We start from the raw sequence: 26,424 nt of genomic DNA on the forward strand, positions 1-26,424 counted from the left end.
ATGTGTTATAATAGATTGGATTGTGGGCTCAATTGGACAAAAGAACATCAAGTGCACGGAGGCTGAGAATGAAATCGTATCGCGTACCAGAACTGGCAGAGAAATATTTAAATTATGATATGATTCAAAACCACACGGAACTTCCGAATTTTCCGGATGCCCGTGTTCATTTGCTATACATATTTTTAAAGGATTCGGGACGAAATCTTGCCGGTCATGAAGAATTGTACGCACTGGTTACCTCACTGGTTCAAGTGGGACTCGATACGCATGAGAGCATCGACGTTACGGAGGGCAATCAAGGAGAGGCGATGATGCGATCCCGGCAGTTAAAAGTGCTTGCAGGGGATTACTTCAGCAGTCGTTTTTATCAACTCCTTGCCTTAAAGGGCGAAATTGCTGTCATCTCGCTTCTTAGCAAGGCTGTTAGCGATGTGAACGTGTTGAAGATGAGATTGTACGGCAAAATGAAAAAAACGCTGCTGCCTTCTGAAGAATATCTACGGCTAACGGTACAGCTGAATATGCAGCTGTTTCTTTCTTTTACTCCGCTGCTTGAGAAGTCCGTACAAGAAACATGGGAGAAGTTGCTCAAAGAATTTACGGAATGTGAAACACTTGTGCGGGAGATGGAACGCTGTGCGACGCCTGAAATTGGCAGATGCGGTTACGTGTACTGGCATCTGATCGAATCGGGGAGCGACGAGGAACGGAGAATGCTGGTTGGCAAGAAGACGGATATGAAGGACTGGAGGAAGCTGATCCTGAAGCACAAGGTTTCTGAGAAGCTGCTGGACAAGCTGCGCGAATCCGTTAATGCCGTACAGCTGCTGCTGGCAAGCCGTGTAGGAGAGAGCCCGTACGCCGGTATGCTGGACCCGTTCCTGAAACGGCTCAGCACGTATAGGTCCGTCGTAAGTGAAGGGTAGGGGGATGCTGTGGATAATCAAGCAACGAAGTTAGACATGAATAAGCATGATGGCAAAAATCCGAAAGAGCAATACGTCCACTCCGTCTTTGAAAGCATTTCGGGAAAGTATGATATTATGAATGATATTCTGAGCTTTCGAAGACATAAAGCCTGGCGCAAGTTTACGATGAAAAAGATGAACATGCGCCAAGGCGATACAGCTATCGATTTATGCTGTGGTACTTGTGACTGGACGATCAGTATGGCCCAGGCAAGTGAATCAGGACACATAGTCGGACTCGATTTCAGTGAGGGGATGCTGAATGTCGGCCGGGGGAAGGTTGCCAAGCAGGGGCTGGACCAACAGATAGACCTGGTTCAGGGAAACGCCATGAACCTGCCGTTCGAAGACAATCAGTTCGATTACGCGACGATCGGTTTCGGTCTTCGCAATGTGCCGGATTACATGCAGGTTCTGCATGAGATGAAACGCGTGGTTAAGCCTGGCGGGATGGTTGTATGTTTGGAATTGTCCAAGCCGACTTGGCAGCCGTTCAAAGGCATTTATTATTTCTACTTTCAACAAGTGCTGCCTCGGATGGGGAAACTGGTAGCCAAGCGTTACGAGCAGTATAAGTGGCTGCCGGAATCGCTGGCTTTGTTCCCAGGACGAGAGGAGCTTGCCGAAGCTTTCCGTCAGACCGGACTTCAACAGGTTCAGGCCTATCCCTTGACTGGTGGCATAGCAGCCTTACATATTGGGATCAAGGAGAATCTGGATGTTTAAGAAAATAGGAACTTATCTTGAAATGATTAAAGTGGAGCATACACTGTTTGCTCTGCCTTTCGCTTTTATGGGGGCGATTCTAGGATCGGCCGTTGTGTTTGACCAATTACCATCCTGGGGAGATATCGGCTGGATCTTTCTTGCCATGTTCGGTGCACGCAGCGCTGCGTTCGGATTGAATCGGCTCACGGACCAGCATATCGATGCCAAGAACCCCCGCACCGTAAATCGCGCCATTCCGGCAGGGCTGCTGAAGCCGCTGGAAGTTATCTTATTCATTATTCTGTCTTTCGCGGTGTTTTTCTGGGCCACTTACATGCTGGATCCATTTGCTTTCCGTTTGCTGCCTATTGCTATTTTTATGCTTATTATTTATTCATACACCAAACGGTTTACTTGGCTTTGTCATCTGGTGCTCGGGCTTACAACAGCATTGGCTCCACTTGGGGGATGGGTTGCGGTAACCGGTCAAATCGACTGGAAGGCCATTGTGTTCTATATCGCGCTTGCGTTCTGGACAGCGGGATTTGATATTGTCTACGCTTGCCAGGATGAGAAGTTTGATGCAACAGAAAAGCTGTATTCGATTCCATCCCGGTTCGGCTTGCATAAAGCATTGTGGTTCGCACGCGGATTTCACGTTGTAACAGCCATCGGCTTTGTCATTCTTTTCTTTGTCACACCGGTTGGCTGGTGGTATCTGATCGGCATGATCATCGCCTGCGGAATTTTGTTCTATCAGCATTACATCTTATCGCCTAACGATATGAGCCGTCTGCAAACTGCCTTTTTTACGATGAACAGTACACTGAGCATTATCCTGTTTGTATTCACTTTAATTGATTTGGTGGTGCGGTATATCTGATGAAATCCATGCGCAGAAAAAGCTGGGTTGTCGGTATTACGGGAGCCAGCGGCAGCATCTACGGTGTTCGTCTTACCGAGAGCCTGCTCTCGCTGGGATATGATGTGCATTTGATCATTTCCAATGCGGGGTGGCGTGTCCTGAAGGAGGAAATGGGCTTTCAGGCAGGCAACCGCGAAGAAGTGCTGGCCGAGAAATTCGGCGGATACGAGGGGAGTGTGATGTACCATCCTATCTCCGACATCGGGGCCACGATCGCCAGTGGATCTTTCCTGGTGGAAGGCATGATCATCATGCCATGCTCCATGGGGACATTATCCTCAGTGGCACACGGATCTTCCGACAATCTGATGGGACGCGCCGCGGATGTGATGATGAAAGAAGGCCGTCCTCTGGTACTTGTCCCGAGAGAGACGCCTTTGCATGCCATTCACCTGGAGAACATGCTGACGCTGGCCAAGCTTGGCGTTAAAATCATTCCCGCGATGCCCGCGTTCTATTACGGACCGAAGACCATTGATGATATCGTGAATTTTCTGGTCGGCAAGGTATTGGACAGCTTGCGCATCGAACATCAACTGTATACGAGATGGGGAGATTAGCAGGCCGGGGTGCATCGAAGGCGTTAGCGGCTGTTGAAATGACGACTCTACGAACCTGTGCTGCGATTTTGACGAACGACAACAGGAAGGTTAAGCTTATATTTCAAGTCGTAGATCAACTTGGCCTGCTAAGATCGCAAGGTAGTGCCGGAGTTATGGAATGAGAATCTAAGCATATGGGTGAAAAGATGAAACGATTTGACATATTCGGAACATTAAAAAAAGATATGGACGTTATCGAGAAGGAACTCTATCTCAGCGTCGAGGGCGACAGCCCCGAGCTGACAGAGACTTCCTTGCATCTGCTTAGAGCAGGAGGCAAGCGGCTCCGTCCTGTTTTTGTACTGATGGGCGGTAAGTTCGGCGACTATGACATTGACAAGCTGAAGCATGTGGCCGTGCCGCTTGAGCTGATTCACAGCGCATCGCTCGTTCACGATGATGTGATCGATGATGCGGACACGCGGCGCGGCAAGCCAACGGTAAAAGCGAAATGGGACAACCGGATTGCCATGTATACCGGCGACTATATTTACGGCAAGGCGCTGGAGCTGACGACCCACCTGAAGCAGCCAGAGATTCATCAGATTCTCGCCAAAGCCATGGTTGAAATGTCCATCGGCGAAATGGAGCAGATTCGCGATTTCTTTAATACCGATCAGGACGTCAGAAGATACCTTCTTCGCATTCGCCGCAAGACGTCGCTCTTGATCGCAGTCAGCTGCCAGCTCGGAGCACTGGCTGCGGATGCGGACCGCAAAATCGCAAACAGCCTGTATCGATTCGGATATAACGTCGGCATGGCCTTTCAGATTCAAGACGATCTTCTGGATCTATGCGGGACGGAGAAGCAGATTGGCAAGCCGCCGGGGAGTGATATGAGGCAGGGGAATATTACGCTGCCTGTTATATTTGCGCTCGGAGATAGCAAACGGAGGGAGCCTCTGCTGCAAGAGCTGGATCGGATTCATACACTGAATGGTCAGTGTGATGTGACTGACGCTGTGAAGCTTGTAACCTCTAGCGATGGTATATCGAGATCTGAGGCACTAGCTGATCGGTATATCCGTAAAGCATTGGACGCATTGGATACTTTGCCTGACATCAAGACCAAAAAACAGCTTAGAGATATCGCAAATTTTATTACAAAGCGGTCATATTAGCTCTTAACCATGAGGTTGCTTTCTGTTAAAATACGGGTACAAACATGTAACATCACCTGAGCATGGAATGATTGTTCAATATCCTAGAATGAAGGGAAGCGTGATGAGGCCAATGGAACGTACTTTTTTGATGATTAAACCGGATGGTGTACAGCGTGGGCTGATCGGCCGAATCGTCGGCCGTTTGGAGGATAAAGGATTCAAGCTGGTTGCAGGCAAGTTTCTGCAGATTTCAGACGAGCAGGCCAAGCGCCATTATGCGGAACATGAAGGCAAAGATTTTTTTGAAAATCTGGTTGGATTTATAACGTCTGGACCGGTGTTTGCGATGGTGTGGGAAGGGGATGACATCATTGCATTGTCCCGCCAAGTGATCGGCAAAACGAATGTGAAGGATGCGCTGCCCGGGACGATTCGTGGGGATTTTTCAGCCCATACACCGCACAATCTGATTCATGGATCGGATTCACCGGAGAGTGCGCAACGCGAAATTGCCAATTTTTTTGAAGAGAAGGAATTGGTTGAATATAACAAGACGCTGTCCCCTTGGCTGTAAGCGAAGGAAGAGGCATAATCTGATTAAACAGGATGATACGATGACGGAACATGAACTTGTGCTGGATGATCCGGATTATATAGGCTTTGTTCGCAGTATCGAACGAAGCACGGGGATCAATCTGGCAGATTATAAAGAAGCGCAGATGAAGCGAAGGCTGACAACGCTTCGTTTGAAGAAAGGGTTTGAAACCTTTTCGGCCTTCTACGACGCGATGATGAAGGACAAGCCATTATTTCATGAGTTTTTGGACCGAATGACAATTAATGTCTCGGAGTTTTGGCGCAATCCCAACCGGTGGGAAGTTCTCCGCGATAAAATATTGCCAGAGATATCCCGGCAGAATCCCGGGGTATTGAAAATATGGAGCGCTGCCTGCTCCACGGGTGAGGAGCCATATACGCTTGCCATGATACTGTCCGAACAGAACATGCTGAGCCGTGCGCGTATCGTGGCGACAGACATTGATGATGGGGCATTACATAAAGCGAAGGAAGGCCTATATGTCGAGAGGTCATTGAAAGATGTGCCTCCGGATGTAGCCGCCCGCTATTTTAAAGAAGAAGGCTCGGTGTATCGCTTCAGTGAGCATTTGAAGAAGGAAGTAACCTTTCATAAGCAGAATTTGCTGACGGACCGGTTTGAGACGGGATATGATTTGATTGTTTGCCGAAACGTGATGATTTATTTCACGGAAGGGGCCAAGCATAAGCTGTACCAGAGGTTTGCGTCAAGCCTGAAGCCAGGCGGATTTTTGTTTGTGGGCAGCACGGAGCAGATCTTTAATCCTGGACAATATAATCTGGAGAGCAACGAGACTTTCTTCTACCGTAAAATTTAATAGAAATGGCTATCATAACGCATAAGCGCTTTTCAATCCGGAGGATGAGAGGCGCTTTTGCTTGTCCTGCGGCATTCTTGTCAAAGCGTTAGACCTATACTATAATGAGCAGAAGATATTTACGGAGTTTAGCGGTTTAACGCTTAAAAGTTTAAAGGGGGAAAAGCATCATGAGCTTACGCTTTTTAACTGCTGGGGAAACACACGGTCCTCAGTTGACTACCATAATCGAAGGACTTCCAAGCAATTTGGAGCTTGATTTTGAAGCATTGAACTTTCAGCTTCATCGGAGACAGAAGGGGTATGGCCGAGGACGCCGCATGCAGATTGAGAAGGATACCGCGCAAATCCTTGGTGGTGTGCGTCACGGATATACAACGGGTGCACCAATTGCGTTGGTCGTGCAGAATAACGACTGGAAGCATTGGCAGAACATTATGAATGTGGAGCCGATTGAAGGTAGCGACGAGGTGAAAAGACGGGTGCACCGCCCAAGACCGGGGCATGCCGACTTGAACGGCGGTTTGAAGTATAACCTGAAGGATCTGCGTAATGTGCTGGAACGCTCCAGTGCCCGTGAAACCACAGTCCGCGTAGCGGTTGGCGCTATCGCCAGACAATTCCTGGCACAATTCGGCGTTAAAGTGGCTGGCCAGGTCATTCGGATTGGCGAGATCGAAGCTCCCCCGCACAATCTTTCGATTGATGAGCTGATCGAGCGTACGGAAGCCTCCTCGGTTCGCGTCGTGGATGAAGAGACGGAAAAGAAGATGGAAGCCTACATAGATCAGATCAAAAAAGAAGGCGACTCCATTGGCGGCATCGTGGAATGTATCATCGAAGGTTTGCCGGTCGGACTGGGCAGCCATGTCCAATATGACCGCAAGCTGGATGGCCGCATCGCACAAGGCGTGATGTCCATCAATGCCTTTAAGGGTGTTGAGGTCGGCATCGGATTTGAAGCAGGCGAACTGCCCGGTTCCCAGGTGCATGACGAGATTATGTATAGTGAAGAGCGCGGATACTACCGCGCAACCAATCGCCTAGGCGGATTTGAAGGCGGGATGACTAACGGCATGCCGATCGTTGTTCGCGGCGTCATGAAGCCGATTCCAACGCTGTACAAGCCGCTTCAAAGCGTGGATATCGATACGAAGGAAGCTTTCACGGCTCAGGTTGAACGCTCGGATGCCTGTGCGGTTCCGGCAGCCAGCGTTGTTATGGAGCATGTGGTGACCTGGGAGGTAGCGAAGGCGTTTCTTGAGAAGTTTGGCGGTGATTCGATGGAAGAAATTCATGCGAATTACCAGAACTACCTGAAGCAGCTGGAGAACTACTGATATGAGAACACTTCAGGTGGAGCTGGGAGAGCGTTCATATCCGATTTATATCGGAGCTGGGATTTTGGATACGATTGGTGAGTTAAGCACGAAGCATGGGATCACACGCAAGAGTCCGCATTTGATCGTAACGGATGATAAAGTGGCGCCTCATTATTTGTCTCAAGTGGAGGAGCAGTTAAAGTCGAAAGGATATACGGTTATTTCTCACATAGTCCCTTCCGGTGAATCCTCCAAATCGCTTCAGGTCTATGAAGAGGTAATGACGACAGCGATCAACGGTAAACTGGACCGCAGCTCGGCAGTATTTGCGCTGGGCGGAGGCGTTGTAGGTGATTTGGCTGGATTCGTCGCGGCAACGTACATGCGCGGCGTGACATTTGTGCAGATCCCGACTACTATCCTGGCCCATGACAGCAGCGTCGGCGGCAAAGTGGCGGTCAACCATCCGTTAGCTAAAAATATGATCGGCACGTTTCATCAACCCGTCATGGTAGTTTACGATGTAAATACGCTGATGTCTTTGCCTCCGCGAGAGGTATCTTCTGGTCTTGCGGAAATGGTGAAGCATGGCTTGATCCTGGACCGTGATTTTGCCTATTGGTGCCGGGAGAACGGCTCGAAGCTGCTGAGCCTGGATCCCGATACGTTGATATACGGCCTGGAGCGCGGATGTGCGATCAAGGCGGACGTGGTATCCCAGGACGAGCGGGAAGGCGGTTTGCGTGCCATCCTTAATCTGGGGCATACCATCGGCCATGCCATTGAAGCCGTTGGCGGCTATGGACGCTTTTTGCACGGTGAGGCGATTGCAATCGGAATGGCTGGTTCGGCCCGCCTTGCAGAAAAGCTTGGCAGATCTGCGAATCTGCACAACGAGACAGTGAGCATGCTGAAGGCGGTGAATCTGCCGGTAATCTTGCCGGGTGACGTCTCGGTTGAGCGGATTATGGATGCGATGCAGCACGATAAAAAGTTTGCCGAGGGGAATATGGTATTTATCGTACCGGAATCCATCGGCTCCGTCAGCATCGTTAAGGATGTACCGGTAGAAGCTGTTCGATCTGTGGTTGAGCAGTTGAAGGGAGAGGGATAGTTCATGATGAATCGGGGAATCCGGGGGGCGACAACCGTCACCCGTAACGATGAGCAGGAGATTGTACAGGAAACGCTGCGGCTGCTTGAAGAGATGGTGAGGCGCAACGAGCTCCAGCCGGAGTATATCAGCAACATATGGATTACGATGACACAGGATCTGGATGCGACGTTTCCAGCCAAAGCGATACGCCAGCTGGAGGGCTGGGATCTCGTTCCTTTAATGTGTTCGGTTGAAATACCGGTTCAAGGCAGTCTGCCGCGCTGCATCCGCTTCATGGTGCAGGTCAATACGGATAAAAGCCAGAGCGAGATCAAGCATGTGTATTTGAACGAAGCCAAGCGGCTGCGTCCGGATTTATCAGGCTCCAACGCTTGATGTTGAAATTTAGGGTTGCAGTAACACGGCATCATCCTGTATAGTGATATCAGAATAGCTGAGTAGAGTTAGGTTTTACAGATGAGTTGAGTTGAGAAGAGCTGAGGCATTTTAGGCAATAACATAATCGGGATTAAGGATGAACTTGATTTCATGATGAATAGTACAGCACGTTCACACGGCTGGTTACAAGCCTATTTCTTGTATCCGTCTAAGAACAACAGCCGCTGTAGTTTGTCGTTGAATAGTTGGAATTCCTTGACCGCGCTCTTTTTTCATAGACTTATTCTGAACGTTAACCTCTACTTCGGTAGAGGTTTTTTTGTTGTATACCATCAATTAAGGAGGGATTGACATGGCGAATCCATCAATGGAGCAAGTGGTGGCTATGGCAGGTGAATATAACCTGATTCCGGTAGCGATCAGACTGTTAGCCGACATGGAAACCCCGATTCGCATTTTTCAGCGGTATGCGGAACGGAACCGGGCATTTTTACTTGAAAGCGTTGAGGGTGGAGTACAGTGGGCACGGTATTCGTTTATCGGAACAGACCCCTTCTTAATGATCACGGGTAAAAAAGGCAAGATCGAAATTGAAAGGAACGGAGAGCGTTCCCTGCTGAAAGGAAAGCCTGTCGAGGAGTTAAAGGCGCTCCTGCGAACGTACCGCAGCCCGCAGCTGAAGGAGATGCCACCTTTTACTGGAGGGGCAATCGGATTTTTCGGATATGACCTGCTCCAATATTATGAGAAGCTTCCGGCACATGCGATGGACGATCTCGGAATGGATGATATAAGGTTCATGTTTTGCGATCAAGTCATTGTCTTCGACCATGTGAAACAGCAGATCATGCTGGTTGGCAACGTACACGTGAAACCGGGTGATTCGGATGAAAACATTCGGCAAAGCTATCGGGATGTATGCCGTACCTTGGAAGCAGCAGCCGAGCAGCTGCAAGAGCAGGGACCGCGGGAGAACGTGAACTCCAAAGGCATTCCAGCGGATGTTGATATGGGCGACATTAAATCCAATATGACAAAAGAGAAGTACCTCTCCAATGTGGAGCAAGCGAAGGAATACATTCGCGCAGGGGACATTTTTCAGGTGGTATTGTCCCAGCGCTTCCATATTGAGACCGAAGTATCGCCGCTTCACGTATACCGGGTGCTGAGAACGCTGAATCCTTCGCCGTATATGTATTACCTCAAAATGGACGACGACATTATCGTGGGCACATCCCCGGAAGCCCTGGTGAAGGTGGATGGACGAAGATTGGAAACTAGACCGATTGCAGGTACCAGGCCTAGAGGAAGCGATGAGGCCGAAGACCAGGCACTGGCCGATGATCTGCTGCAGGACGAGAAGGAACGCGCCGAGCATTTGATGCTGGTGGATCTGGGGCGTAATGACCTGGGCCGTGTGTCAGAGTTCGGCACGGTGAAGTGCGACACGTTCATGGAGATTGAAAAATACTCCCATGTGATGCATATGGTATCCAGCGTTTCGGGTCAGTTGAGTGAGGATAAGGATTTCTTCGATGCTTTTCTGTCCTGCTTGCCAGCAGGAACGGTATCCGGTGCTCCGAAACTAAGGGCCATGGAAATTATTGCGGAGCTAGAGCGGGAGGCTAGAGGCGCGTATGCCGGGGCCATCGGTTATCTCGGCTTTGGCGGCAATATGGATTCCTGCATTACGATCCGGACGATCATTTTCCGTCAGGGCAAAGCTTATGTTCAGGCGGGGGCAGGCATCGTATGGGACTCGGTACCGGAGAAGGAATATGAAGAAACCGTCAACAAAGCCAAAGGGATGCTGAAGGCGATCCGCGTCGCTGAAGCGATGTTCCCGTCCAGCACGGATGCTAACGATTTAATTAATCAGGATTATCTGTACCAATACACACCTTAAACCGAAGGGGGAGAACGTAATGAACGTCATGGAAACGATGCAATCCAGCCTTACGAAGCTGATTCAAGGTCAAGATTTGAGCCGGAATGAAGCACGCGGGGTCATGCAGTCCATTATGGAAGGCCAGGCAACCCATTCTCAAATCGGGGCGCTGCTTACTGCCCTGAGAATGAAGGGGGAGACAGTTGAAGAGATCACCGGCTTCGCCGAGGCGATGCGTGGTGCGGGCGGGCGCGTCGTTACCGAGCGGAACCAGCTGCTGGATACATGCGGCACAGGAGGATCCGGGATTCACAAGTTTAACATTTCTACCGTATCCGCCATTATTTCCTCCTCGGTTTCGGTCAGAGTGGCCAAACACGGCAACCGCTCGGCATCTGGACGGGCGGGCAGCGCCGATGTGCTGGAAGCGCTGGGCGTGAATATCCACTTGACGGCAGAGCAAGCGACAGCCTGTCTGAATGATATCGGAATCTGTTTCCTGTTTGCCCAGATCTATCATCCATCGATGAAATATGCGGCAGCTCCTCGCAAAGAGCTCGGGGTTCGAACCGTATTTAACATGCTGGGGCCTTTGACAAATCCGGCGGGCGCAGATCGGCAGATGCTCGGGATATACGACATGAACAAAACGGAAACCATCGCACAGGTGCTCAAGGAGCTTGGCTTAAAGCGTGCCATGGTGGTGACCAGCCATGATGGTTTGGATGAAATCAGCATTTCCGCCCCTACGCGAGTCTCCGAGCTCCGTGGCGGAGAAGTCCGTACTTATGATATTCATCCGCATGATCTGGGACTGTCAGTTCATCCGATGAGCGATATTCTGGGCGGTGATGCCAAAGAGAACGCAGCCATTATCGGATCGGTGCTGCGCGGTGAGCGCAATGCTTATCGGGATATCGTGCTTGCCAATGCCGGTGCCTGCATCTATGTGTCTGGGCTTGCGGATAGTTTGGCTGAAGGTGTGCAGCGCGCAGCGGGAGCCATCGATTCAGGGCTGGCTCAGTCTAAGCTGGAGCAGCTGATCTCAAGAACGGGGGAAATGAGTTATGTATCTTGATCGAATAGTCGAAACGAAGCGCAGGGAGGTTGCCCAACTGCGGGAAACATTCAGCATCTCGGAGGCCGAGAGGCAAATCGCGGATTTACCGCCGACTCTCGGTTTTGAGAAGGCGTTGTCCACAGGGCGTAAACGTAGCATGGGATTAATCGCCGAGGTGAAGAAGGCTTCGCCGTCCAAAGGGTTAATTCGTCCGGACTTTGACCCGATTATGATCGCCAAAGCTTATGAGGCAGCCGATGCCGATTGCCTATCCGTGCTGACCGACAAGGACTATTTCCAGGGCAGTGGAGAGTATTTGAAAGCGGTAAGGGCGGCTGTCAACATTCCTTTGCTGCGCAAGGATTTCATTATCGACGAGACTCAGATTTACGAAGCGCGCCTGTTAGGTGCGGACGCGGTTCTCTTGATCGCGAGCATACTGGAGCCGCAACGGATCGCGGAGTTTATAGACATCGCCGGTTCTATTGGCTTGGATTGCCTGATTGAGGTACATGATGGGCAGGAGCTGGAATCGGTTCTTAAGCTGGGAACAGCTCATCTTATCGGAATTAACAATCGCAATCTGCGGACCTTTGAAACATCGCTGCAGACAACGGCGGATATCGCGGCACAAGTTCCGCAGGGAGTTACGTTGATCAGCGAGAGCGGAATATCAGGCCCCGCCGATATTTCCTACTTGCATTATGTTGGGGCACATGGTGTTCTGGTAGGGGAGCATTTCATGCGCCAGCAGGATGTGTTCCGTGCAGTAAACGATCTGATGGGACCCTTGCCGATCGCTGCAGACATAGAATAAAGGGGATATTAAGTGATGAGTACGACGCTAAAAATATGTGGACTTCAAAGCGTTGAAGTGCTAAAATCTATGATAAACTTACCTGTGGATTATATCGGATTCGTATTTGCCAAGAGCCGGCGGAAGGTATCGCCGCAGCAGGCTGCGCAGCTTATTCAAGTATTGCGGGGATGGGATCATGACATGATTCCCGCCGCCGTCGGCGTCTTGGTTAACCCTGATTTGAATGAGCTGGAAGAGCTTCTACGAGAAGCAGCGCTCGACGTCGTGCAGCTGCATGGTCAGGAATCGCCGCAATTTTGCCGGGAAGTGAAGGAGCGCTTCCCGGTTTCCGTTTTTAAGGCGGTATCGATCGAGAGTGACCGCTCAGAAGCGGAACGTCTGTCAGCACTTGATCCGTATGCAGGCAGCATCGACGGATTGCTGATCGACACGTACGATCCGGTATATGGCGGAGGGTCTGGTAAGACATTTGCCTGGGATCTCATCCCACCTTACCAGCAGTGGGCGAAACGGCAAGGGATCCCCTTGTTTGTAGCCGGCGGATTGGATTCGGATAATGTATCGCATTTAATAGGTCAATACGCTCCGTACGGCGTGGATGTATCCAGCGGCGTTGAGAGTGAACCTGGCGTGAAGGACATAAACAAAGTGATTGCATTCGTAGAAAGGGTGAAGGGGAAATGACACAGCTTCCTGATCGTAATGGACGTTTCGGAGTGTTTGGTGGCCGGTTCGTACCGGAAACACTCATGAACGCTTTAATAGAGCTTGAACAAGAGTATAACCGCTTTTCGGAGGATCCTGCGTTCAAAGAGGAGATTGCTTATTTGCTTAAACAGTATTCCGGACGGGAAACGCCGTTATATTATGCCGAGCGGCTCAGCAAACACCTCGGCAAGGCTAAAATTTATCTGAAGCGTGAGGATTTGAACCATACCGGTGCACACAAAATCAACAACGCCATTGCTCAGGGCGTGTTAGCCAAGCGTATGGGCAAAGGCAAGGTCATTGCCGAAACGGGAGCCGGACAGCATGGTGTTGCCACTGCAACCGTGGCCGCTCTGCTCGGTCTCGAATGTAAGGTGTTCATGGGCGAAGAGGATACCAAGCGGCAGCAGTTGAACGTATTCCGTATGAAAATGCTTGGAGCCGAAGTGATTCCGGTGACGTCGGGAAGCCGAACGCTGAAAGATGCCGGCAATGAGGCGCTTCGCTACTGGGTCAGCAACGTAGAGGATACCTTCTATGTACTTGGCTCCGCAGTAGGTCCGCATCCGTATCCGATGATGGTGCGGAACTTCCAGCGGATTATCGGTGACGAGACCCGCAAGCAGATTCTAGAGACGGAAGGAAGACTGCCCAACGTGATTCTTGCACCAATCGGTGGAGGGAGCAATGCGATCGGCATGTTCTACCCGTTCCTGGAAGATAAGGAAGTCGGTTTGATCGGTGTCGAAGCGGCTGGCAAAGGGGTAGATACCGATTTTCACGCGGCTACCATGTCCAAGGGGACCCATGGCGTCTTCCAGGGATCGATGAGTTATTTGCTACAGGATGAGTATGGACAGGTTCAGGAGGCGCATTCCATTTCTGCCGGCCTTGATTATCCCGGCGTTGGACCTGAGCACTCCTACTTAAAAGATATTGAGCGTGTGCAGTATGTGCCTATAACCGACCAAGAGGCATTGGATGCCTTGCAGCTGCTATGCCGTACGGAAGGCATTATTCCTGCGCTGGAATCCGCGCATGCCGTAGCGCAAGCAGTAAAAATGGCGCCAGCGTGGACCGAAGACGATATCGTCGTCATTAATTTGTCCGGTCGCGGTGACAAGGACGTGGAGTCCATCATGGCTTACACGGGAGGGAAAACCGAATGAACCGAATTGACCAGACCTTTGCGTCGTTGAAACAACAAAACAAGACGGCCTTGATTCCTTATTTGACCGTTGGGGATCCGGACGTGAAATCGACGCTCGATATCATTCATGAGCTTGAAATTGCAGGAGTCGATATTATCGAACTCGGTGTTCCTTATTCGGATCCCCTCGCCGATGGCCCGGTCATCCAGCGTGCTTCCGAGCGCGCCCTAAAGAGCAAGGTGACCATTCGCACTTGCATGGAGACTGCGCGCCTGGCGAGAGAACGGGGCAGCAAGCTGCCGTTCATCCTGTTTACCTATTACAATCCGGTTCTGCAGACCGGACTGGATGTTTTCTTTGAAGAAGTGGTAAGGAATGATATCAGCGGGCTGATTATTCCGGATCTGCCGGTGGAAGAATCCGCAGAGATTCGGAAACGGGCTCATGCTGCAAACGTTCACCTGATTCCGCTGGTGGCACCTACCTCACATGAGCGGATTGCGAGCATCGCTTCGGAAGCGACCGGCTTTGTGTATTGCGTATCCTCGCTTGGCGTGACAGGCGAACGCACCGATTTTTATTCGGGAGTGGAAGCCTTTCTTGAAACGGTGAAGCAGTACAGCAACGTGCCCATCGCGATTGGCTTTGGCATTTCGTCCGGGGAACAGGTTGCCAGATTCTCGAAAATTTGCGACGGCGTCGTTGTTGGCAGTGCCATCGTGCGTCAGATCGAATCGACGATTCCTCTTCTTGAGAAGGAAGAGACAAGACAGCAGGGACTTTTGCAAATCAGGGAGTTTGTGGCACAATTAAAAGGTTAGTGTTGTCCATAGCAGTTATGAAAGGTGAGGCGAATATTGTATGAAACCAAAAGCGCAAATTGTTAATCTTCCTGTATATCAACCGGGGAAGCCCATCGAAGAAGTCAAAAAAGAACTAGGCCTGGATGTTGTCATTAAACTGGCCTCCAACGAGAATCCATACGGCTGCTCGCCGCGAGCAACCGAAGCAATTACCGCTGAACTCGGTACGCTCAGCTTGTATCCGGATGGAAGTGCGGCTGATTTAACGGCGGAGCTTGCTGAGCAGCTTGGGATTGAACGCAATCAGATTATTTTCGGATGCGGATCCGATGAAATCATCGCCCTCATTATTCGGGCGTTCCTGGAGCCGGGAGACGAAACCATTATGGCCGATCAGACCTTCTCGGTCTATAAAACGAATGCGGATATTGAAGGCGCAACAAGCATTGAGGTACCTCTGGTTAACGGGAAGCATGATCTGCCGGGCATGACCAAAGCCGTCACGGACAAAACCAAAATCATCTGGGTGTGCAATCCGAATAATCCGACCGGAACTATCGTTTCCGAAAGCGAGCTGGTATCTTTCTTGGATGAAGTCCCGGCTCACGTGATGGTTGTTCTCGATGAAGCTTATTTTGAATATGTAACGGACGCTTCGTATCCGGCCAGCATCAAGTTAATGGAACGTTATCCGAACTTGGTAATCCTGCGTACCTTTTCCAAAATATACGGCCTGGCTGCCCTTCGCATCGGCTACGGCATCGGGCAATCTGAGGTTATTTCCTTGATTAATCGGGTACGTGAGCCGTTTAATACAGGACGCCTGGCCCAAGTGGCGGCGAAGGCAGCCCTGAAAGATCAGGAATTCGTAGCTAAATGCCGACAATTGAATGCCGAGGGAATCACATATGTCCAGCGGGAGTTTGATCGTCTTGGATTATCCTATTTCCCTGCGAACGGTAACTTTATCATGGTGGATGTGAAGAAGCCGGGCACCGAAGTGTTCAAGTCCCTGCTAAGTAAAGGCATTATCGTACGTCCGGGATTTGAAGTTTACCCGAACTACATTCGCGTAACCGTTGGCTCTGAAGAACAGAACAAGGCTTTCATCGGCGCATTGGAACAAGTGCTCCAGGAAGTGAATGCTCCAGCCTAATCTAATGACATAACAATAATCGCAGCTTGAAACGAGTGAGAGAGAGAACATGACCATGCAAATTTCTATATTCGGCGTCGGCTTGATCGGCGGTTCGTTAGCATTAAATTTCAAAGGAAAACCAGGCATAACCGTGACCGGTTATGCCCACACGCAAGAGTATGCCGACCAGGTTATCGCCAAGGGCGTTGTCGATAAAGTTACGCTTTCGGTAGAAGAAGCTGCGCAGGGCGCGGACATTATATTTTTGTGTGTTCCGGTAGGAAGTCTCGAGATGTACATAAAACGTCTGAGTGAATTGCGGCTTAAAACCGGATGCATTATTACGGATGTAGGCAGTACCAAAGCGAGTATTGCCGAATGCGCATCACAACTTGCGCTGAAGGATGCCTACTTTATCGGAGGACATCCGATGGCTGGTTCGGAAAGATCCGGTGTAGGCGCTGCTTCCACCGTATTATTCGAGAATGCATATTATGTGCTTACTCCGCCGGATGAAGTCCCTCAGGAGAAGGTGGACGTACTCGTAGAGCTTCTATCGTATACGCGTGCACACATTGTAAAGGTGGAGCCGAGACTGCACGATGAGATTGTTGGAGCCATCAGTCATCTGCCTCATGTGATCGCAGTGGCTTTGGTGAACCAGATCAGCTCCTACAATGACGATAATCCGTTATACCGTACGCTGGCTGCAGGCGGCTTTCGGGATATTACCCGTATCGCTTCCAGTGACCCGGTCGTTTGGCGGGACATTCTATTAAATAACCGCAATGTCATGCTGCCGCTTTTACGAGACTGGAACGAAGGAATTCAGCGTTTCATGGATATGCTGGAGTCGAAGGACGGGCCAGCTATCGAAGAGGCCTTCCGCAGAGCGGGGGAATTCCGCAGCGTGCTCCCAGAGCGACGGAAGGGGATGATTGTATCCCAATACGATCTGTATCTGGACGTGCCTGACCATCCGGGTATCATCGGCCGCATAGCGACGGATTTGGGGACAAATAGCATCAACCTCAGCAACATGCAGATTATCGAGAGTCGGGAAGATGTGCCGGGCGTGATGCGGCTTTCCTTCCGCAATGAAATTGAGCAGGAGCGGGCTAAGGAGCTATTGTTGTCGCAAGGGCACTCGGTGTACCAGTAATATTTCCGGTTGTTTTTAAACAACCGGAAATAAATGCGTTTTCAGTGTTGACAAAATGAAAACGTATACATATAATAAAAGTACAGTATGGTTTCTCTCCACTCCTATCCAAAATATTGCACTGTGTGCAACCGCCTTCAATGTTGAAGGCGGATTTTTTTTGTCCTTTTTCCTATCAGTGGGAAATCTACTGCCACAAACCTGAACTTTTCTCCAATATGTGCTATAATGCTAGAGTGCTAGTGTAGAAGATTTGGGGAAATTGCCAAATACATAGAATAGTCAGACATCTTGAGGCGTAACTATATATGGTTTGACGGTACTTTTGCACAAATCCTTGATCATTGCATCCGTGGAGATGTATTGGACAGGGAAGAGGCACCGGATGGTGAAGGAGGAACGAAAAATCATATGACGGATTCCCAACTAATCCAAGAAATTAAGCAAGGCAACACCGAACTTTATTCCGAATTAATGCGGCGTTATCAGAGAAAAATATTAGCATTTGTCTATCATATGTTAAAAAGTTCGCACATGGAGCTTATGGCTGAAGACTTATGTTCGGAAACATTTTATAAGGCTTTCCGGAGCTTGCACTCATTCCGGGAAGTGGATGCATCCTTCTCGACCTGGCTCTATACGATTGCCCGCAACACCGTGCTCAGCGAATTGCGCAAGCATCGAAGCGGCACATTGCCGCTGGAGGAGAGCGGGGTCGTGCCAGTGGCTCCGATGGAAGTTGCTCCGGAGCAGGCCATACTACGCAGTGAACGAGTACATATGGTAAGGGAAGCAATAAATAATTTACCGGAGAAACAGAGGTCGGCGCTGATTCTTCGGGAGTATGATCAACTGGATTATCAGGAAATCGCAGATATTTTAGGTCAAAGTGTCAGTTCGGTTAAGTCGTTGTTGTTCAGAGCTCGCGGCAGTGTCAAAATTCAGCTCGAACCCTATTTTTATGAGCCGGTTTTTGAGGATCTGAGAGGGATGAAGAATAGATGACTTGCGATGAAGCCCAAGAGCTGATGGAAACTGTCTGGGATTTGCCGGACAATGATCTGCGGCGACAACGGCTGATCGCACATGTTCAAACCTGCAGCTCATGTGCAGCGGAGTACGAAATGTGGGTGGAAAGCCAGAACATGGTTCATGTTCTGGAGCATGAGATCCCCGACATGGACGCTGAACAGATCAACCGAAACGTGATGGACCGCATTTATCGTGATTTCCCATGGCTGGTGGAGGAAACGTCTAAGAGTCGGGCGGTAAGCCGAGTGTTCCGCAAACGGCTGACACTTATGATTGCCGGTTTTTTGGCTCTGTTTGTATGCAGCTTCGTTTATTTTGCAGCGACTGGCAACCAGCCGAAGCCGGTTCCGGAAGCGGTAACGACAGGGATAATCCCTACAGGGGTGGCTGACACGGCCCAAACCCTGAACACTAAGGACGATTATAACATTCCGAAAACCAACAGCGGCATTATTGATCCTTTTGTGGTTGATATGAGCCCGACTCAGCCAGAATATTGGATGATACTATCCTTATTGGGCATCGGATTCGCCATGTTTTTCCTGAAGAAGTTAAATCGGGTCCGAAGATAAAAAGTGGTTAGGATGGAGGAGATGCGGCATGCAAATCGGCTTGGTTCGTCATGGATTAACGGATTGGAATGCGTTAGGCAAAATCCAAGGTCAAACGGACATTCCACTGAATGAGGAAGGCCGTCGTCAAGCGCGTTTGCTTGGGGAAAGACTTCTGCAAGAGCCTTACCGATGGGACTTTGCGGTTAGCAGCGGACTTTCCCGTGCTGAGGAAACAGCAAAGATCATCTCGTCCATGCTGAACATTCCATTGATACCACCGGATAATCGTTTGCGCGAGCGCAAGTACGGTCAGGTGGAAGGGTTGACAGCGGAAGAGCGTGAATCGCGGTTTGGTGCCGATTGGCACCTGCTCGATTTGGGACAGGAGACGGATCTGGAGCTTCAATCCAGGGGGCTTGTCTTTCTGGATGATATGTGGCATAAACACCCGGATGCCAATATTCTGGTTGTCAGCCACGGTGGTTTTTTAGCGCAGCTATATAAGCTGGTGTGCCGCGGCGTCCTGAGCGAGCGGATCGGCAATCTGTCGCTCACCGTCTTGGAGAGAAAAGATGATGACTGGTCTCCCTTGCTGTTTAACTGTACCAAACATCTGTTGACAAAACAGTCGTAGCATGGAACTTCATGAATAGTAAAAAGAGCCTTCCCGCGGGAAGGCTCTTTTTGTATCTATACTGGCGGTAGCTGACGGCCTTTTACTATATAGTCACACACGAATCGGTCAGTTCAAAATACCACTCTAGGAAGGAGTTAAAGCTTTCCCATTGCGATTTCAATTTACCAGCAAAAAAATCCTCCATCGGCTGGCCCAATCCTAAGCCTAACACTTCGTCTGCGTTCTTATTATAAAAAAAGCCGAACTCTCCTTCAAAGCTATCCAACGGAATATATTCTTCAGGCAGGTTTAAAACGACATGAGTTCTATCCACGCCTAACATATAATCCGAAGAATTGATCATAAACCAACAAATCTGATAAATTTCACGTCGTCTACTATAGAAAGTCGGACCATCCTCTGCATGCAAATAAAACGCAGCAAAATCTGAACTCAAATCGATGCCTAACTTTACTAATGCGTGTTCATACTCCTCTGCAATGTCTTCAAACCACCAGTTTTTGCTTTTGCAATAATGGATCACTTTTTCCGATAGCATCTCGACTGCTCCTCCGATATAAAATAAACGATCAGAATGATTTCCTAAGCATATCACATCGCCTTTTCTATCGTTGTTCGTATCTTGCTAAATTACGCTTTATAAGTCATACGGGTACAGTCGATAAAATGGATAACTATATAGGACAAAGTTTTACGCTTCTGCTATTATAATAAACCGATGCTGCTGCACCTCGAAGTAGCCCTTCGTTCGGATAACCTGATGAACCTGATATAAAGGTTCGAGGTGGCGTTCCACCGTAAAATCAGGAATCTGCCAAGGGATCGCCTGTAGGTAATAAATCAGTGCACCGATGTCGTAAAACCGCTGCGGTGAAAAGTCCTCCCGGCTGAAGGTGACGTTGAAACCGTGATCCTGCAGCTCTTGAACAGCGGTTCCCAGATTCCAATGAGCGAACTCTTCATTCAAGGGAACGCCAAACCACTCGTTGATGCCATAACAGTCGGTTCCTCCGGATTGCTGGGTTACGAACACGCCATGATCGTTTAGAATTCTTTTGATTTCCGGCACGGAATAGGATTCATGCTGATTGATGATCAGATCAAAAAAATGATCCTTTAACGGAAGTGAGGAATCTTCTTCAAAATAGACAACCTTTACGCCAAGCGGTTCAAGTTTTTGCTGTGCAATCGGTACGTTTGGTTTATAGCCTTCGGTTGCATAGACCGTTTCCGGCAGTGGCTGGAGAGAGGATAAGAACTCTCCTCCGCCCGTACCCATGTCCAGCATCGTAGCGGCATTTCGCATCAACGGAATTACCATGCTGCCCAAAGACCAGGGGAGAGCATGGGACTGCATGCGGCCTGAAGCCGTAATTCGTGAGAAGTCCCATCCTGAAAATTGTTGATCCATATCTTGAATAAAGGCCATAAATTCTGCTTCTTTTATCATTTCACATATCCTCCAAGCTTTTATAATGAATGGTACTTTCATTTTTATAAAATGCTCTTAAGGGAGGCCCTCGAATTCGATTTGCACCTAGTTATATCTCATGTTCTGGAGTTCTCATGATTTTATTCCTCCTGTAGTGATTGAATAATTCCTTCATATAAAGCGGTTTTTTATTTGATTTAGATGTAATACATTATATGTAAATTCTCTGCAACACTTAGTAAGTATTCTATCATTTAATAAGAGAGCATAGTCATTTCTATATACAAAAAAACAAAAAAATATTTCGTTAAACCGAAGCGTATCAGGTATCAAATGTCTCAAACCTTCCCATAATGGTTGTAAAACGGCGAGGCGATGGAAGATGAATCTAGCGGATATGCTCACATATGCCGATATTGGACAGCTTAGCAATATAGCGAATCACTATGATTGTGACGCTAAGCGGAATTCAAAGCACGAACTGATCCAGAGTATTCTGTCCAAGCTCGGACGCAGAGAGTTTTTCGAGGAGCAGGTCAGCAGCTTGTCACCAAGCGATTTGCGTTTTCTGAACAACCTGGCATTTGACACTCGAACAGGCTACAGTCTGGAAGAATTGACGGCTGCGATCCGTCATGCGGCAGAATTGGAGGAGAAGGATGATCAAGCCTCTTCAAACAAGAAAGCTACCGCCGCCAAAACGGAAAGTCCGCGTGAGGCGGTCGCACGTTATCGCCGAAGCGGCTGGTTGTTTAACGGTTTTACCCATTCCACCAAGTATTTGTTTCAAGTGCCATCGGATTTGAAGGAGCGGTTTCGTGACGTGCTTCGGGAGCGGCTTCATCAAAATCTGCAGCGATTAAGTGATGACCCGGAAGCGTACCGGGATGAGCAGGGACTAGCCGCAGAAGATCTCATGCTGATTCTTAAATATGTCGGCAGACATGATATTGAGTTGAATCAGGAAGGATTTATGTATAGGCGAAATCAGCAGCAGCTCATGAGTACGCTGCATATAACGGAACCGCCCATTACCAAGGGAGCATGGCGGTTCGGGTATGGCCGCTCTTGCATTGAATATCCCGATCGGTTTGCGCTGCTGTACGATTATGCTTACGCTAAAAAATGGATCAGGGAAAACAATGCCCGGTTGATCCTCACCGAAAGTGGAACTGCGTTTATGGAGGAAGGAAATCAAGTTAGCGTGATACAGATATTCCGCTTTTGGTTAAGACTTTATAAAGGCGCAATTCCCAATATCTCTTCTCTTGTATACTGGATCAGTCAATGCGCAAGAGATTGGGTCACCGCAGCCTCTCTTTACGAATCGCTGGGCTGGCTAATCCGTCCTTTCTATTATGACAGTCCGCAAAATATTTTGGAGCAGCGGATTATCCGTATGCTAATGCATTTGGGGATGCTCAGAATAGGGGAGAGTCAGAGCATGGGAACTTCGTACAAAATGACCGCGCTTGGCCTCAAGGCCGCGGAAGCCGGCATACATATCAGCGATTCGAAAGATTTGATCCTCTAGCATGGTTGTTTGGTTACATTTATTTGCAGCAGCCGTAAAATTTTTTGAAAGTAAAGTATTTAAAGGGAAAGAATATAAGGTATACGCAAATTTAGTTTGGAGGTGCATCCTAATGGATAAGATGAAGGTTACTTACGAGGTTATGTTAGGTCTGGCGGCCGAAATGGTGTGGGACGAAGCATTGCGCAAGCATCGGAGTGAAGAGCTGTATAAAGAAATTGATGAAGCGCTGGCTTCCGGCGACGAAGTGGCTTTCCGAAACCTGACGGATGAACTGAGGACTTTGAATTGAAGAAATGCTTCATCGCATTTCTTCTTTTTTTTTGCTTTGCCCGTCCTTCCACTCGTATAATGATAACAAAATGATGATGAGTGAGCAGAAAGGATGTACCTTGCATGAAATTTAGTGAAGTAGACGAGCAGACTTGGCCGGAACTAAAACCTTTTTTGGATACGTGCCTCATTCCGTTTACCGGATTATCGGGTTCGGAAACGCCATGGGAGGCTACAGCTGCGCTTGAACGGCTGCGGGATTTTATGGATTTGGCAGAAATTCCGTTTAAGGGAAGATTGGTTACATATCCTGCTATACAATATGGAAATACTGAAGATATAAAGCTTCTAAATGAAGTTTGTCACAATGTCAAATCCATCGGGTTTAAATTTGTTGTTATCATGACAGCGGATGTTGAGCTCTCTAAAGAGGATGTGCCTGAAAGTACGCTTGTACTGTCCCGGCGCAGGTTGGAAGGCAATGAAGGTATCCCCCTCTCAGCCACCGTTTCCGGACAAATCAGTGAAATGTGGCAGCAGGAAAGCTAAGTTCAAATGTGACAAAAAACCAACAATTTGCGAAAGGGCTATTGGAAGCGAACCCAAATTTGGGGTTCAAATTCTTGACGGTCTTGGGTGCCTAAGATATTATTAGTATGTCCTAGTAAGTCGTGTGATTTTAATCATTGATGACACTTAAGAACGGTTGACAAAGGGGGTTGAACACAGAATGAGCAGCAACCACAATGACGAGCATGAAGAATCGCACAATCCACCCCGACAGAAAGAGATGTCCCGCAGACAATTTCTTACATACACGTTGGGCGGTGCCACAGCTTATATGGCTGCTGGAGTAGTTTTGCCAATGCTTCGCTTTGCCGTTGATCCGATTCTTCAAAATAAAGAAGAAGGGTCTTTTGTAAAGGTCGCGGAAGAGAGCAAAATTACTAACGATCCACAGGAATTCCATTTTGAGCTCAAACAGCAGGACGGCTGGTACAACAGTACAGCTACTTTGACGGCGTGGATTCGTAAGAACGATCAGGGTGAAATTGTAGCGCTTTCACCAATTTGTAAGCATTTGGGATGCCTTGTTGGATGGAATAACAACAAAAATTTCCCTGATGAATACCACTGCCCTTGCCACGGTGCGCGTTATACACCGGACGGTAAGAACCTGGCAGTCGCGCCGAAGCCGCTTGACCAGTACGAGACGAAAATCGAGAACGGCTGGATTTACCTCGGCGCCATCGTGCCAAATACCGTAGTTAAATAGGAGGCGTAGATTCAGATGTTGAAGAATGTCTACAACTGGATTGATGAACGTCTCGATATCACGCCGATTTGGAGAGACGTTGCAGATCACGAGGTACCGGAACACGTAAACCCGGCGCATCATTTCTCCGCGTTTGTGTACTGTTTCGGCGGCTTGACGTTTTTTATCACAGTCATCCAGATTCTGTCGGGGATGTTCCTGACGATGTATTATGTACCGGATATCATAAACGCTTACAACAGTGTTGAGTACCTGCAAACACAGGTAGCCTTCGGACAAATTGTTCGCGGCATGCATCACTGGGGCGCAAGCTTGGTAATCGTGATGATGTTCTTGCATACGATGCGCGTGTTCTTCACAGGCTCTTACAAAGCGCCGCGTGAAATGAACTGGGTCGTTGGTATGCTCATTTTCTTTGTTATGCTCGGTCTTGGTTTGACAGGTTACCTGCTGCCATGGGATAACAAAGCTTACTTCGCTACAAAAGTTACATTGGAGATTGCGAACTCCGTACCTTGGCTGGGACCTATCATTAAAGAATTGCTGCAAGGCGGTACGATCGTAGGTGCCGAAACGTTGACGCGTTTCTTCGCGATTCACGTATTCTTCCTTCCGGCTGTCCTTCTTGCTCTATTGGTAGGACACTTTATCATGATCCGCAGACAAGGTATTTCCGGTCCACTATAAGAAGAAGGGAGGCGCATATTTATGGCACATGGTCATAAATCTGATGAGAAAGTAGTTTATGTCGGCGATTCGCGTGTGAAAAAAGGCAGCGGTTGGGTTACGCCGCCGGATTACACCGCTTATCCCGGCAAATCAGAAGCGTTCATTCCTAACTTCTTGTTGAAGGAATGGATGGTTGGTGTAGTTGTATTGGTCGGTTTCCTTGTGCTGACCATCTCGGAGCCGGCTCCGCTCGGTTATCCGGCGGATCCGGGAGCTTCTGTAATCCCGATGCCGGACTGGTACTTCCTGTTCCTGTATGAATACCTGAAGCTTCCATACGCTTCCGGTGATTATGTAGTACTGGGTACCCTTGGCGTTTCGGGCGTTGCCTTTGGCGCATTGCTCCTAGTTCCTTTCCTTGATACGGGGAAAGAGCGACGCTTCTACAAGCGCCCTATTACTTCTGCCCTTATGATTCTGTCGTTATTTGCAGTCATCTATCTGACAAATGCAGCATGGACCCACTATGCGCATGAGCTGGAAGCGACTGGACAGAAGCCTGAGCATATCCAGCGTGAAGAAGAGGCGGAAGAGAAACATGCAGCTGGTCTACCAACGACTAGTGGCAAGCAGGCTGAAGACAGTGTTGTAGCGATCGTTGATAAGGATAATCCCGCGATGGAAACCTTTAAGACAGCTACCTGTATTTCTTGTCATGCTGCAGATTTGAAAGGGGCATCTGGACCGTCGCTTCGCGGTGTCGGGGATACCCACACGAAAGAAGAGATCGTGGCTATTATTGCAAATGGCCAAGGCGGCATGCCGGCTATGAAAGACACGGCGCTTGCGGCTGGTGTCACCGAAGAACAACTTGATCAGTTGGCTGATTGGCTTGCAAGCCAAAAGGCAGAAGCAGCTGCAGAGTAAGATGCATAGAAGAACCTGACCGAATGCGGTCAGGTTCTTTTTTAAATGTTGTACATAGATGAAAAATATGCACAGTTTGGGTATAATCGGCATTAGTCGTAAAAGTAAGAATACAAGGAACAGGACAGGAGGACGGAGCTTGTCGATTTCGTATTTTTGGAGCCGAGAATTTCTAAGCAAGCGATCGATTCTCTGGCTGCTGCTCATCTGCAACATCCTTGGAACGATCTATGGATACATATGGTACGGGGGGCAAATGGTCGATACGGTGGATCATGGCTTGCTATGGCAGGTCATATTCGTCCCGGATAGCCCGACGGCCAGTTTATTCTTCAGTTTGGCGCTTCTGCTGCTCCTCTACCCGCCTCGGGGGCTTGGGGGCTCTTTGTTTCAGCAATTCATTGAGGCGCTGGCGGTCGTGACATCAGTGAAGTATGGGATTTGGGCTGTTGCCATCATATTTGCCGGACAAGCCCAAGGGGATGTGCTGGGATGGCAGGATTGGATGCTCGTCGCTTCGCATACGGCAATGGCAGTGGAAGCGTTATTGTTCGTACGATTGTTTCATTATCGCTGGACAGCGCTCACCGGGGCCATTGCCTGGACACTGCTGAATGATACCGTAGATTATACGTACGGCGTATTTCCTTGGCTGCCGGGGCAGTTATATGACGACCTATCAGCGGTCGAGCTGTTTACTTATCTTTTGACTCTTTTCAGCGGTTTTGCCGGCTGGATCTTCATGAAATATGGGAATTCCAAACAACGTTAGCCGTTTAGGTTATACAGTTCTATGAGCATCCCTTCTGCCATACATAT

General features: G+C 49.0%; 30 protein-coding genes. 28 read left to right on the top strand and 2 right to left on the bottom strand.

Annotated elements, in window-relative coordinates; translation table 11 throughout:
• The first annotated feature begins 68 nt into the window (after positions 1 to 68).
• The 21 genes from MKY48_RS11930 (at position 69) to MKY48_RS12030 (ending at position 19,491) form a co-directional block, all read left to right on the top strand.
• Entirely contained in the window at positions 69 to 929 is an 861-nt protein-coding gene (locus tag MKY48_RS11930; protein WP_339272154.1) for a heptaprenyl diphosphate synthase component 1, read from the top strand.
• A gap of 36 nt (positions 930 to 965) precedes the next feature.
• Complete coding sequence (locus MKY48_RS11935) at positions 966 to 1,697, top strand: demethylmenaquinone methyltransferase (RefSeq protein WP_339293499.1); 732 nt, start codon at positions 966 to 968, stop codon at positions 1,695 to 1,697.
• Positions 1,690 to 2,562 (top strand): UbiA-like polyprenyltransferase, encoded by an 873-nt coding sequence (locus MKY48_RS11940; RefSeq protein ID WP_339272155.1) that lies wholly within the window; start codon positions 1,690 to 1,692, stop codon positions 2,560 to 2,562. The genes MKY48_RS11935 and MKY48_RS11940 overlap by 8 nt, the downstream gene beginning before the upstream one ends.
• Positions 2,562 to 3,164: a flavin prenyltransferase UbiX gene (locus MKY48_RS11945; protein ID WP_213645127.1), complete on the top strand. Its 603-nt coding sequence runs from the start codon at positions 2,562 to 2,564 to the stop codon at positions 3,162 to 3,164. Before MKY48_RS11940 ends, MKY48_RS11945 begins: the two co-directional genes overlap by 1 nt.
• 188 nt (positions 3,165 to 3,352) lie before the next feature.
• Positions 3,353 to 4,327 (top strand): polyprenyl synthetase family protein, encoded by a 975-nt coding sequence (locus tag MKY48_RS11950; protein WP_339292973.1) that lies wholly within the window; start codon positions 3,353 to 3,355, stop codon positions 4,325 to 4,327.
• Positions 4,328 to 4,439: 112 nt separating this feature from the next.
• The gene (gene ndk / locus MKY48_RS11955; protein WP_098743022.1) at positions 4,440 to 4,883 is read left to right on the top strand and encodes a nucleoside-diphosphate kinase; all 444 of its coding nucleotides are present in this window, start codon (positions 4,440 to 4,442) and stop codon (positions 4,881 to 4,883) included.
• 40 nt (positions 4,884 to 4,923) lie between these two features.
• Positions 4,924 to 5,724, top strand: coding sequence for a protein-glutamate O-methyltransferase CheR (locus tag MKY48_RS11960; RefSeq protein WP_339292974.1), 801 nt, complete (start codon positions 4,924 to 4,926; stop codon positions 5,722 to 5,724).
• Positions 5,725 to 5,894: 170 nt separating this feature from the next.
• Positions 5,895 to 7,064 carry a chorismate synthase gene (gene aroC, locus MKY48_RS11965; RefSeq protein ID WP_339292975.1) on the top strand — a complete coding sequence of 390 codons (1,170 nt, stop codon included), beginning with the start codon at positions 5,895 to 5,897 and terminating at the stop codon, positions 7,062 to 7,064.
• Between the two features lies 1 nt (position 7,065).
• Entirely contained in the window at positions 7,066 to 8,160 is a 1,095-nt protein-coding gene (gene aroB / locus MKY48_RS11970) for a 3-dehydroquinate synthase (protein WP_339292976.1), read from the top strand.
• A gap of 3 nt (positions 8,161 to 8,163) precedes the next feature.
• Positions 8,164 to 8,538 (top strand): chorismate mutase, encoded by a 375-nt coding sequence (gene aroH, locus MKY48_RS11975; RefSeq protein ID WP_009595253.1) that lies wholly within the window; start codon positions 8,164 to 8,166, stop codon positions 8,536 to 8,538.
• Between the two features lie 355 nt (positions 8,539 to 8,893).
• On the top strand, positions 8,894 to 10,447 hold the full coding sequence (gene trpE, locus MKY48_RS11980) for an anthranilate synthase component I (protein WP_339292977.1): 1,554 nt from the start codon (positions 8,894 to 8,896) through the stop codon (positions 10,445 to 10,447).
• A gap of 19 nt (positions 10,448 to 10,466) precedes the next feature.
• Complete coding sequence (gene trpD / locus MKY48_RS11985) at positions 10,467 to 11,507, top strand: anthranilate phosphoribosyltransferase (protein ID WP_339292978.1); 1,041 nt, start codon at positions 10,467 to 10,469, stop codon at positions 11,505 to 11,507.
• Positions 11,497 to 12,306, top strand: coding sequence for an indole-3-glycerol phosphate synthase TrpC (gene trpC / locus MKY48_RS11990; RefSeq protein ID WP_076320971.1), 810 nt, complete (start codon positions 11,497 to 11,499; stop codon positions 12,304 to 12,306). The genes trpD and trpC overlap by 11 nt, the downstream gene beginning before the upstream one ends.
• Positions 12,307 to 12,318: 12 nt before the next feature.
• Positions 12,319 to 12,993 carry a phosphoribosylanthranilate isomerase gene (locus MKY48_RS11995; RefSeq protein ID WP_339292979.1) on the top strand — a complete coding sequence of 225 codons (675 nt, stop codon included), beginning with the start codon at positions 12,319 to 12,321 and terminating at the stop codon, positions 12,991 to 12,993.
• Positions 12,990 to 14,186: a tryptophan synthase subunit beta gene (trpB, locus tag MKY48_RS12000; protein WP_076320973.1), complete on the top strand. Its 1,197-nt coding sequence runs from the start codon at positions 12,990 to 12,992 to the stop codon at positions 14,184 to 14,186. The genes MKY48_RS11995 and trpB overlap by 4 nt, the downstream gene beginning before the upstream one ends.
• A complete protein-coding gene (gene trpA / locus MKY48_RS12005) occupies positions 14,183 to 14,989 on the top strand; it encodes a tryptophan synthase subunit alpha (protein ID WP_339292980.1) in 807 nt (268 codons plus the stop codon). The genes trpB and trpA overlap by 4 nt, the downstream gene beginning before the upstream one ends.
• A 40-nt stretch (positions 14,990 to 15,029) precedes the next feature.
• Positions 15,030 to 16,127, top strand: a complete 1,098-nt coding sequence (gene hisC / locus MKY48_RS12010) for a histidinol-phosphate transaminase (protein ID WP_339292981.1) — start codon at positions 15,030 to 15,032, stop codon at positions 16,125 to 16,127.
• Between the two features lie 55 nt (positions 16,128 to 16,182).
• Positions 16,183 to 17,271, top strand: coding sequence for a prephenate dehydrogenase (locus tag MKY48_RS12015; protein WP_179090573.1), 1,089 nt, complete (start codon positions 16,183 to 16,185; stop codon positions 17,269 to 17,271).
• 411 nt (positions 17,272 to 17,682) lie between these two features.
• Positions 17,683 to 18,276 (top strand): sigma-70 family RNA polymerase sigma factor, encoded by a 594-nt coding sequence (locus tag MKY48_RS12020; RefSeq protein ID WP_076321323.1) that lies wholly within the window; start codon positions 17,683 to 17,685, stop codon positions 18,274 to 18,276.
• Positions 18,273 to 18,875 (top strand): zf-HC2 domain-containing protein, encoded by a 603-nt coding sequence (locus MKY48_RS12025; protein WP_076320977.1) that lies wholly within the window; start codon positions 18,273 to 18,275, stop codon positions 18,873 to 18,875. The genes MKY48_RS12020 and MKY48_RS12025 overlap by 4 nt, the downstream gene beginning before the upstream one ends.
• A 28-nt stretch (positions 18,876 to 18,903) precedes the next feature.
• Complete coding sequence (locus MKY48_RS12030; RefSeq protein WP_339272166.1) at positions 18,904 to 19,491, top strand: histidine phosphatase family protein; 588 nt, start codon at positions 18,904 to 18,906, stop codon at positions 19,489 to 19,491.
• Positions 19,492 to 19,576: 85 nt separating this feature from the next.
• On the opposite strand, the gene MKY48_RS12035 is transcribed toward MKY48_RS12030, so the two are convergent.
• Positions 19,577 to 20,032, bottom strand: a complete 456-nt coding sequence (locus MKY48_RS12035; protein ID WP_076320979.1) for a hypothetical protein — start codon at positions 20,030 to 20,032, stop codon at positions 19,577 to 19,579.
• 153 nt (positions 20,033 to 20,185) lie between these two features.
• Positions 20,186 to 20,944, bottom strand: a complete 759-nt coding sequence (locus MKY48_RS12040) for a class I SAM-dependent methyltransferase (protein WP_339292982.1) — start codon at positions 20,942 to 20,944, stop codon at positions 20,186 to 20,188.
• A 364-nt stretch (positions 20,945 to 21,308) separates the two neighbouring features.
• On the opposite strand from MKY48_RS12040, the gene MKY48_RS12045 reads away from it, so the two are divergent.
• The 7 genes from MKY48_RS12045 to MKY48_RS12075 all read left to right on the top strand — a co-directional run bounded on the left by MKY48_RS12045 (position 21,309) and on the right by MKY48_RS12075 (position 26,377).
• Complete coding sequence (locus tag MKY48_RS12045; RefSeq protein ID WP_339292983.1) at positions 21,309 to 22,460, top strand: hypothetical protein; 1,152 nt, start codon at positions 21,309 to 21,311, stop codon at positions 22,458 to 22,460.
• Between the two features lie 112 nt (positions 22,461 to 22,572).
• Positions 22,573 to 22,752 carry an IDEAL domain-containing protein gene (locus MKY48_RS12050; protein WP_006209497.1) on the top strand — a complete coding sequence of 60 codons (180 nt, stop codon included), beginning with the start codon at positions 22,573 to 22,575 and terminating at the stop codon, positions 22,750 to 22,752.
• A 104-nt stretch (positions 22,753 to 22,856) separates the two neighbouring features.
• Positions 22,857 to 23,282 (top strand): DUF2487 family protein, encoded by a 426-nt coding sequence (locus MKY48_RS12055; protein WP_339292984.1) that lies wholly within the window; start codon positions 22,857 to 22,859, stop codon positions 23,280 to 23,282.
• A 181-nt stretch (positions 23,283 to 23,463) separates the two neighbouring features.
• On the top strand, positions 23,464 to 24,009 hold the full coding sequence (locus MKY48_RS12060) for a ubiquinol-cytochrome c reductase iron-sulfur subunit (protein WP_015734548.1): 546 nt from the start codon (positions 23,464 to 23,466) through the stop codon (positions 24,007 to 24,009).
• A 15-nt stretch (positions 24,010 to 24,024) separates the two neighbouring features.
• Positions 24,025 to 24,696: a cytochrome b6 gene (locus tag MKY48_RS12065; protein ID WP_006209500.1), complete on the top strand. Its 672-nt coding sequence runs from the start codon at positions 24,025 to 24,027 to the stop codon at positions 24,694 to 24,696.
• Positions 24,697 to 24,717: 21 nt separating this feature from the next.
• Positions 24,718 to 25,605: a menaquinol-cytochrome c reductase cytochrome b/c subunit gene (locus MKY48_RS12070; protein ID WP_076320983.1), complete on the top strand. Its 888-nt coding sequence runs from the start codon at positions 24,718 to 24,720 to the stop codon at positions 25,603 to 25,605.
• A 139-nt stretch (positions 25,606 to 25,744) separates the two neighbouring features.
• Positions 25,745 to 26,377, top strand: a complete 633-nt coding sequence (locus MKY48_RS12075) for a DUF1405 domain-containing protein (protein WP_098743039.1) — start codon at positions 25,745 to 25,747, stop codon at positions 26,375 to 26,377.
• The last annotated feature ends 47 nt before the right edge of the window (positions 26,378 to 26,424 follow it).

The sequence above is a fragment of the Paenibacillus sp. FSL W8-0187 genome (assembly GCF_037969755.1).
Classification (GTDB): Bacteria; Bacillota; Bacilli; order Paenibacillales; family Paenibacillaceae; genus Paenibacillus_AQ.

Coding starts and splice junctions, on each gene's coding strand:
- MKY48_RS11930 (WP_339272154.1), top strand. CDS start 69: ATGAAATCGTATCGCGTACCAGAACTGGCAGAGAAATATTTAAATTAT.
- MKY48_RS11935 (WP_339293499.1), top strand. CDS start 966: ATGAATAAGCATGATGGCAAAAATCCGAAAGAGCAATACGTCCACTCC.
- MKY48_RS11940 (WP_339272155.1), top strand. CDS start 1,690: ATGTTTAAGAAAATAGGAACTTATCTTGAAATGATTAAAGTGGAGCAT.
- MKY48_RS11945 (WP_213645127.1), top strand. CDS start 2,562: ATGAAATCCATGCGCAGAAAAAGCTGGGTTGTCGGTATTACGGGAGCC.
- MKY48_RS11950 (WP_339292973.1), top strand. CDS start 3,353: ATGAAACGATTTGACATATTCGGAACATTAAAAAAAGATATGGACGTT.
- ndk (WP_098743022.1), top strand. CDS start 4,440: ATGGAACGTACTTTTTTGATGATTAAACCGGATGGTGTACAGCGTGGG.
- MKY48_RS11960 (WP_339292974.1), top strand. CDS start 4,924: ATGACGGAACATGAACTTGTGCTGGATGATCCGGATTATATAGGCTTT.
- aroC (WP_339292975.1), top strand. CDS start 5,895: ATGAGCTTACGCTTTTTAACTGCTGGGGAAACACACGGTCCTCAGTTG.
- aroB (WP_339292976.1), top strand. CDS start 7,066: ATGAGAACACTTCAGGTGGAGCTGGGAGAGCGTTCATATCCGATTTAT.
- aroH (WP_009595253.1), top strand. CDS start 8,164: ATGATGAATCGGGGAATCCGGGGGGCGACAACCGTCACCCGTAACGAT.
- trpE (WP_339292977.1), top strand. CDS start 8,894: ATGGCGAATCCATCAATGGAGCAAGTGGTGGCTATGGCAGGTGAATAT.
- trpD (WP_339292978.1), top strand. CDS start 10,467: ATGAACGTCATGGAAACGATGCAATCCAGCCTTACGAAGCTGATTCAA.
- trpC (WP_076320971.1), top strand. CDS start 11,497: ATGTATCTTGATCGAATAGTCGAAACGAAGCGCAGGGAGGTTGCCCAA.
- trpB (WP_076320973.1), top strand. CDS start 12,990: ATGACACAGCTTCCTGATCGTAATGGACGTTTCGGAGTGTTTGGTGGC.
- trpA (WP_339292980.1), top strand. CDS start 14,183: ATGAACCGAATTGACCAGACCTTTGCGTCGTTGAAACAACAAAACAAG.
- hisC (WP_339292981.1), top strand. CDS start 15,030: ATGAAACCAAAAGCGCAAATTGTTAATCTTCCTGTATATCAACCGGGG.
- MKY48_RS12015 (WP_179090573.1), top strand. CDS start 16,183: ATGCAAATTTCTATATTCGGCGTCGGCTTGATCGGCGGTTCGTTAGCA.
- MKY48_RS12020 (WP_076321323.1), top strand. CDS start 17,683: ATGACGGATTCCCAACTAATCCAAGAAATTAAGCAAGGCAACACCGAA.
- MKY48_RS12025 (WP_076320977.1), top strand. CDS start 18,273: ATGACTTGCGATGAAGCCCAAGAGCTGATGGAAACTGTCTGGGATTTG.
- MKY48_RS12030 (WP_339272166.1), top strand. CDS start 18,904: ATGCAAATCGGCTTGGTTCGTCATGGATTAACGGATTGGAATGCGTTA.
- MKY48_RS12035 (WP_076320979.1), bottom strand. CDS start 20,032: ATGCTATCGGAAAAAGTGATCCATTATTGCAAAAGCAAAAACTGGTGG.
- MKY48_RS12040 (WP_339292982.1), bottom strand. CDS start 20,944: ATGATAAAAGAAGCAGAATTTATGGCCTTTATTCAAGATATGGATCAA.
- MKY48_RS12045 (WP_339292983.1), top strand. CDS start 21,309: ATGAATCTAGCGGATATGCTCACATATGCCGATATTGGACAGCTTAGC.
- MKY48_RS12050 (WP_006209497.1), top strand. CDS start 22,573: ATGGATAAGATGAAGGTTACTTACGAGGTTATGTTAGGTCTGGCGGCC.
- MKY48_RS12055 (WP_339292984.1), top strand. CDS start 22,857: ATGAAATTTAGTGAAGTAGACGAGCAGACTTGGCCGGAACTAAAACCT.
- MKY48_RS12060 (WP_015734548.1), top strand. CDS start 23,464: ATGAGCAGCAACCACAATGACGAGCATGAAGAATCGCACAATCCACCC.
- MKY48_RS12065 (WP_006209500.1), top strand. CDS start 24,025: ATGTTGAAGAATGTCTACAACTGGATTGATGAACGTCTCGATATCACG.
- MKY48_RS12070 (WP_076320983.1), top strand. CDS start 24,718: ATGGCACATGGTCATAAATCTGATGAGAAAGTAGTTTATGTCGGCGAT.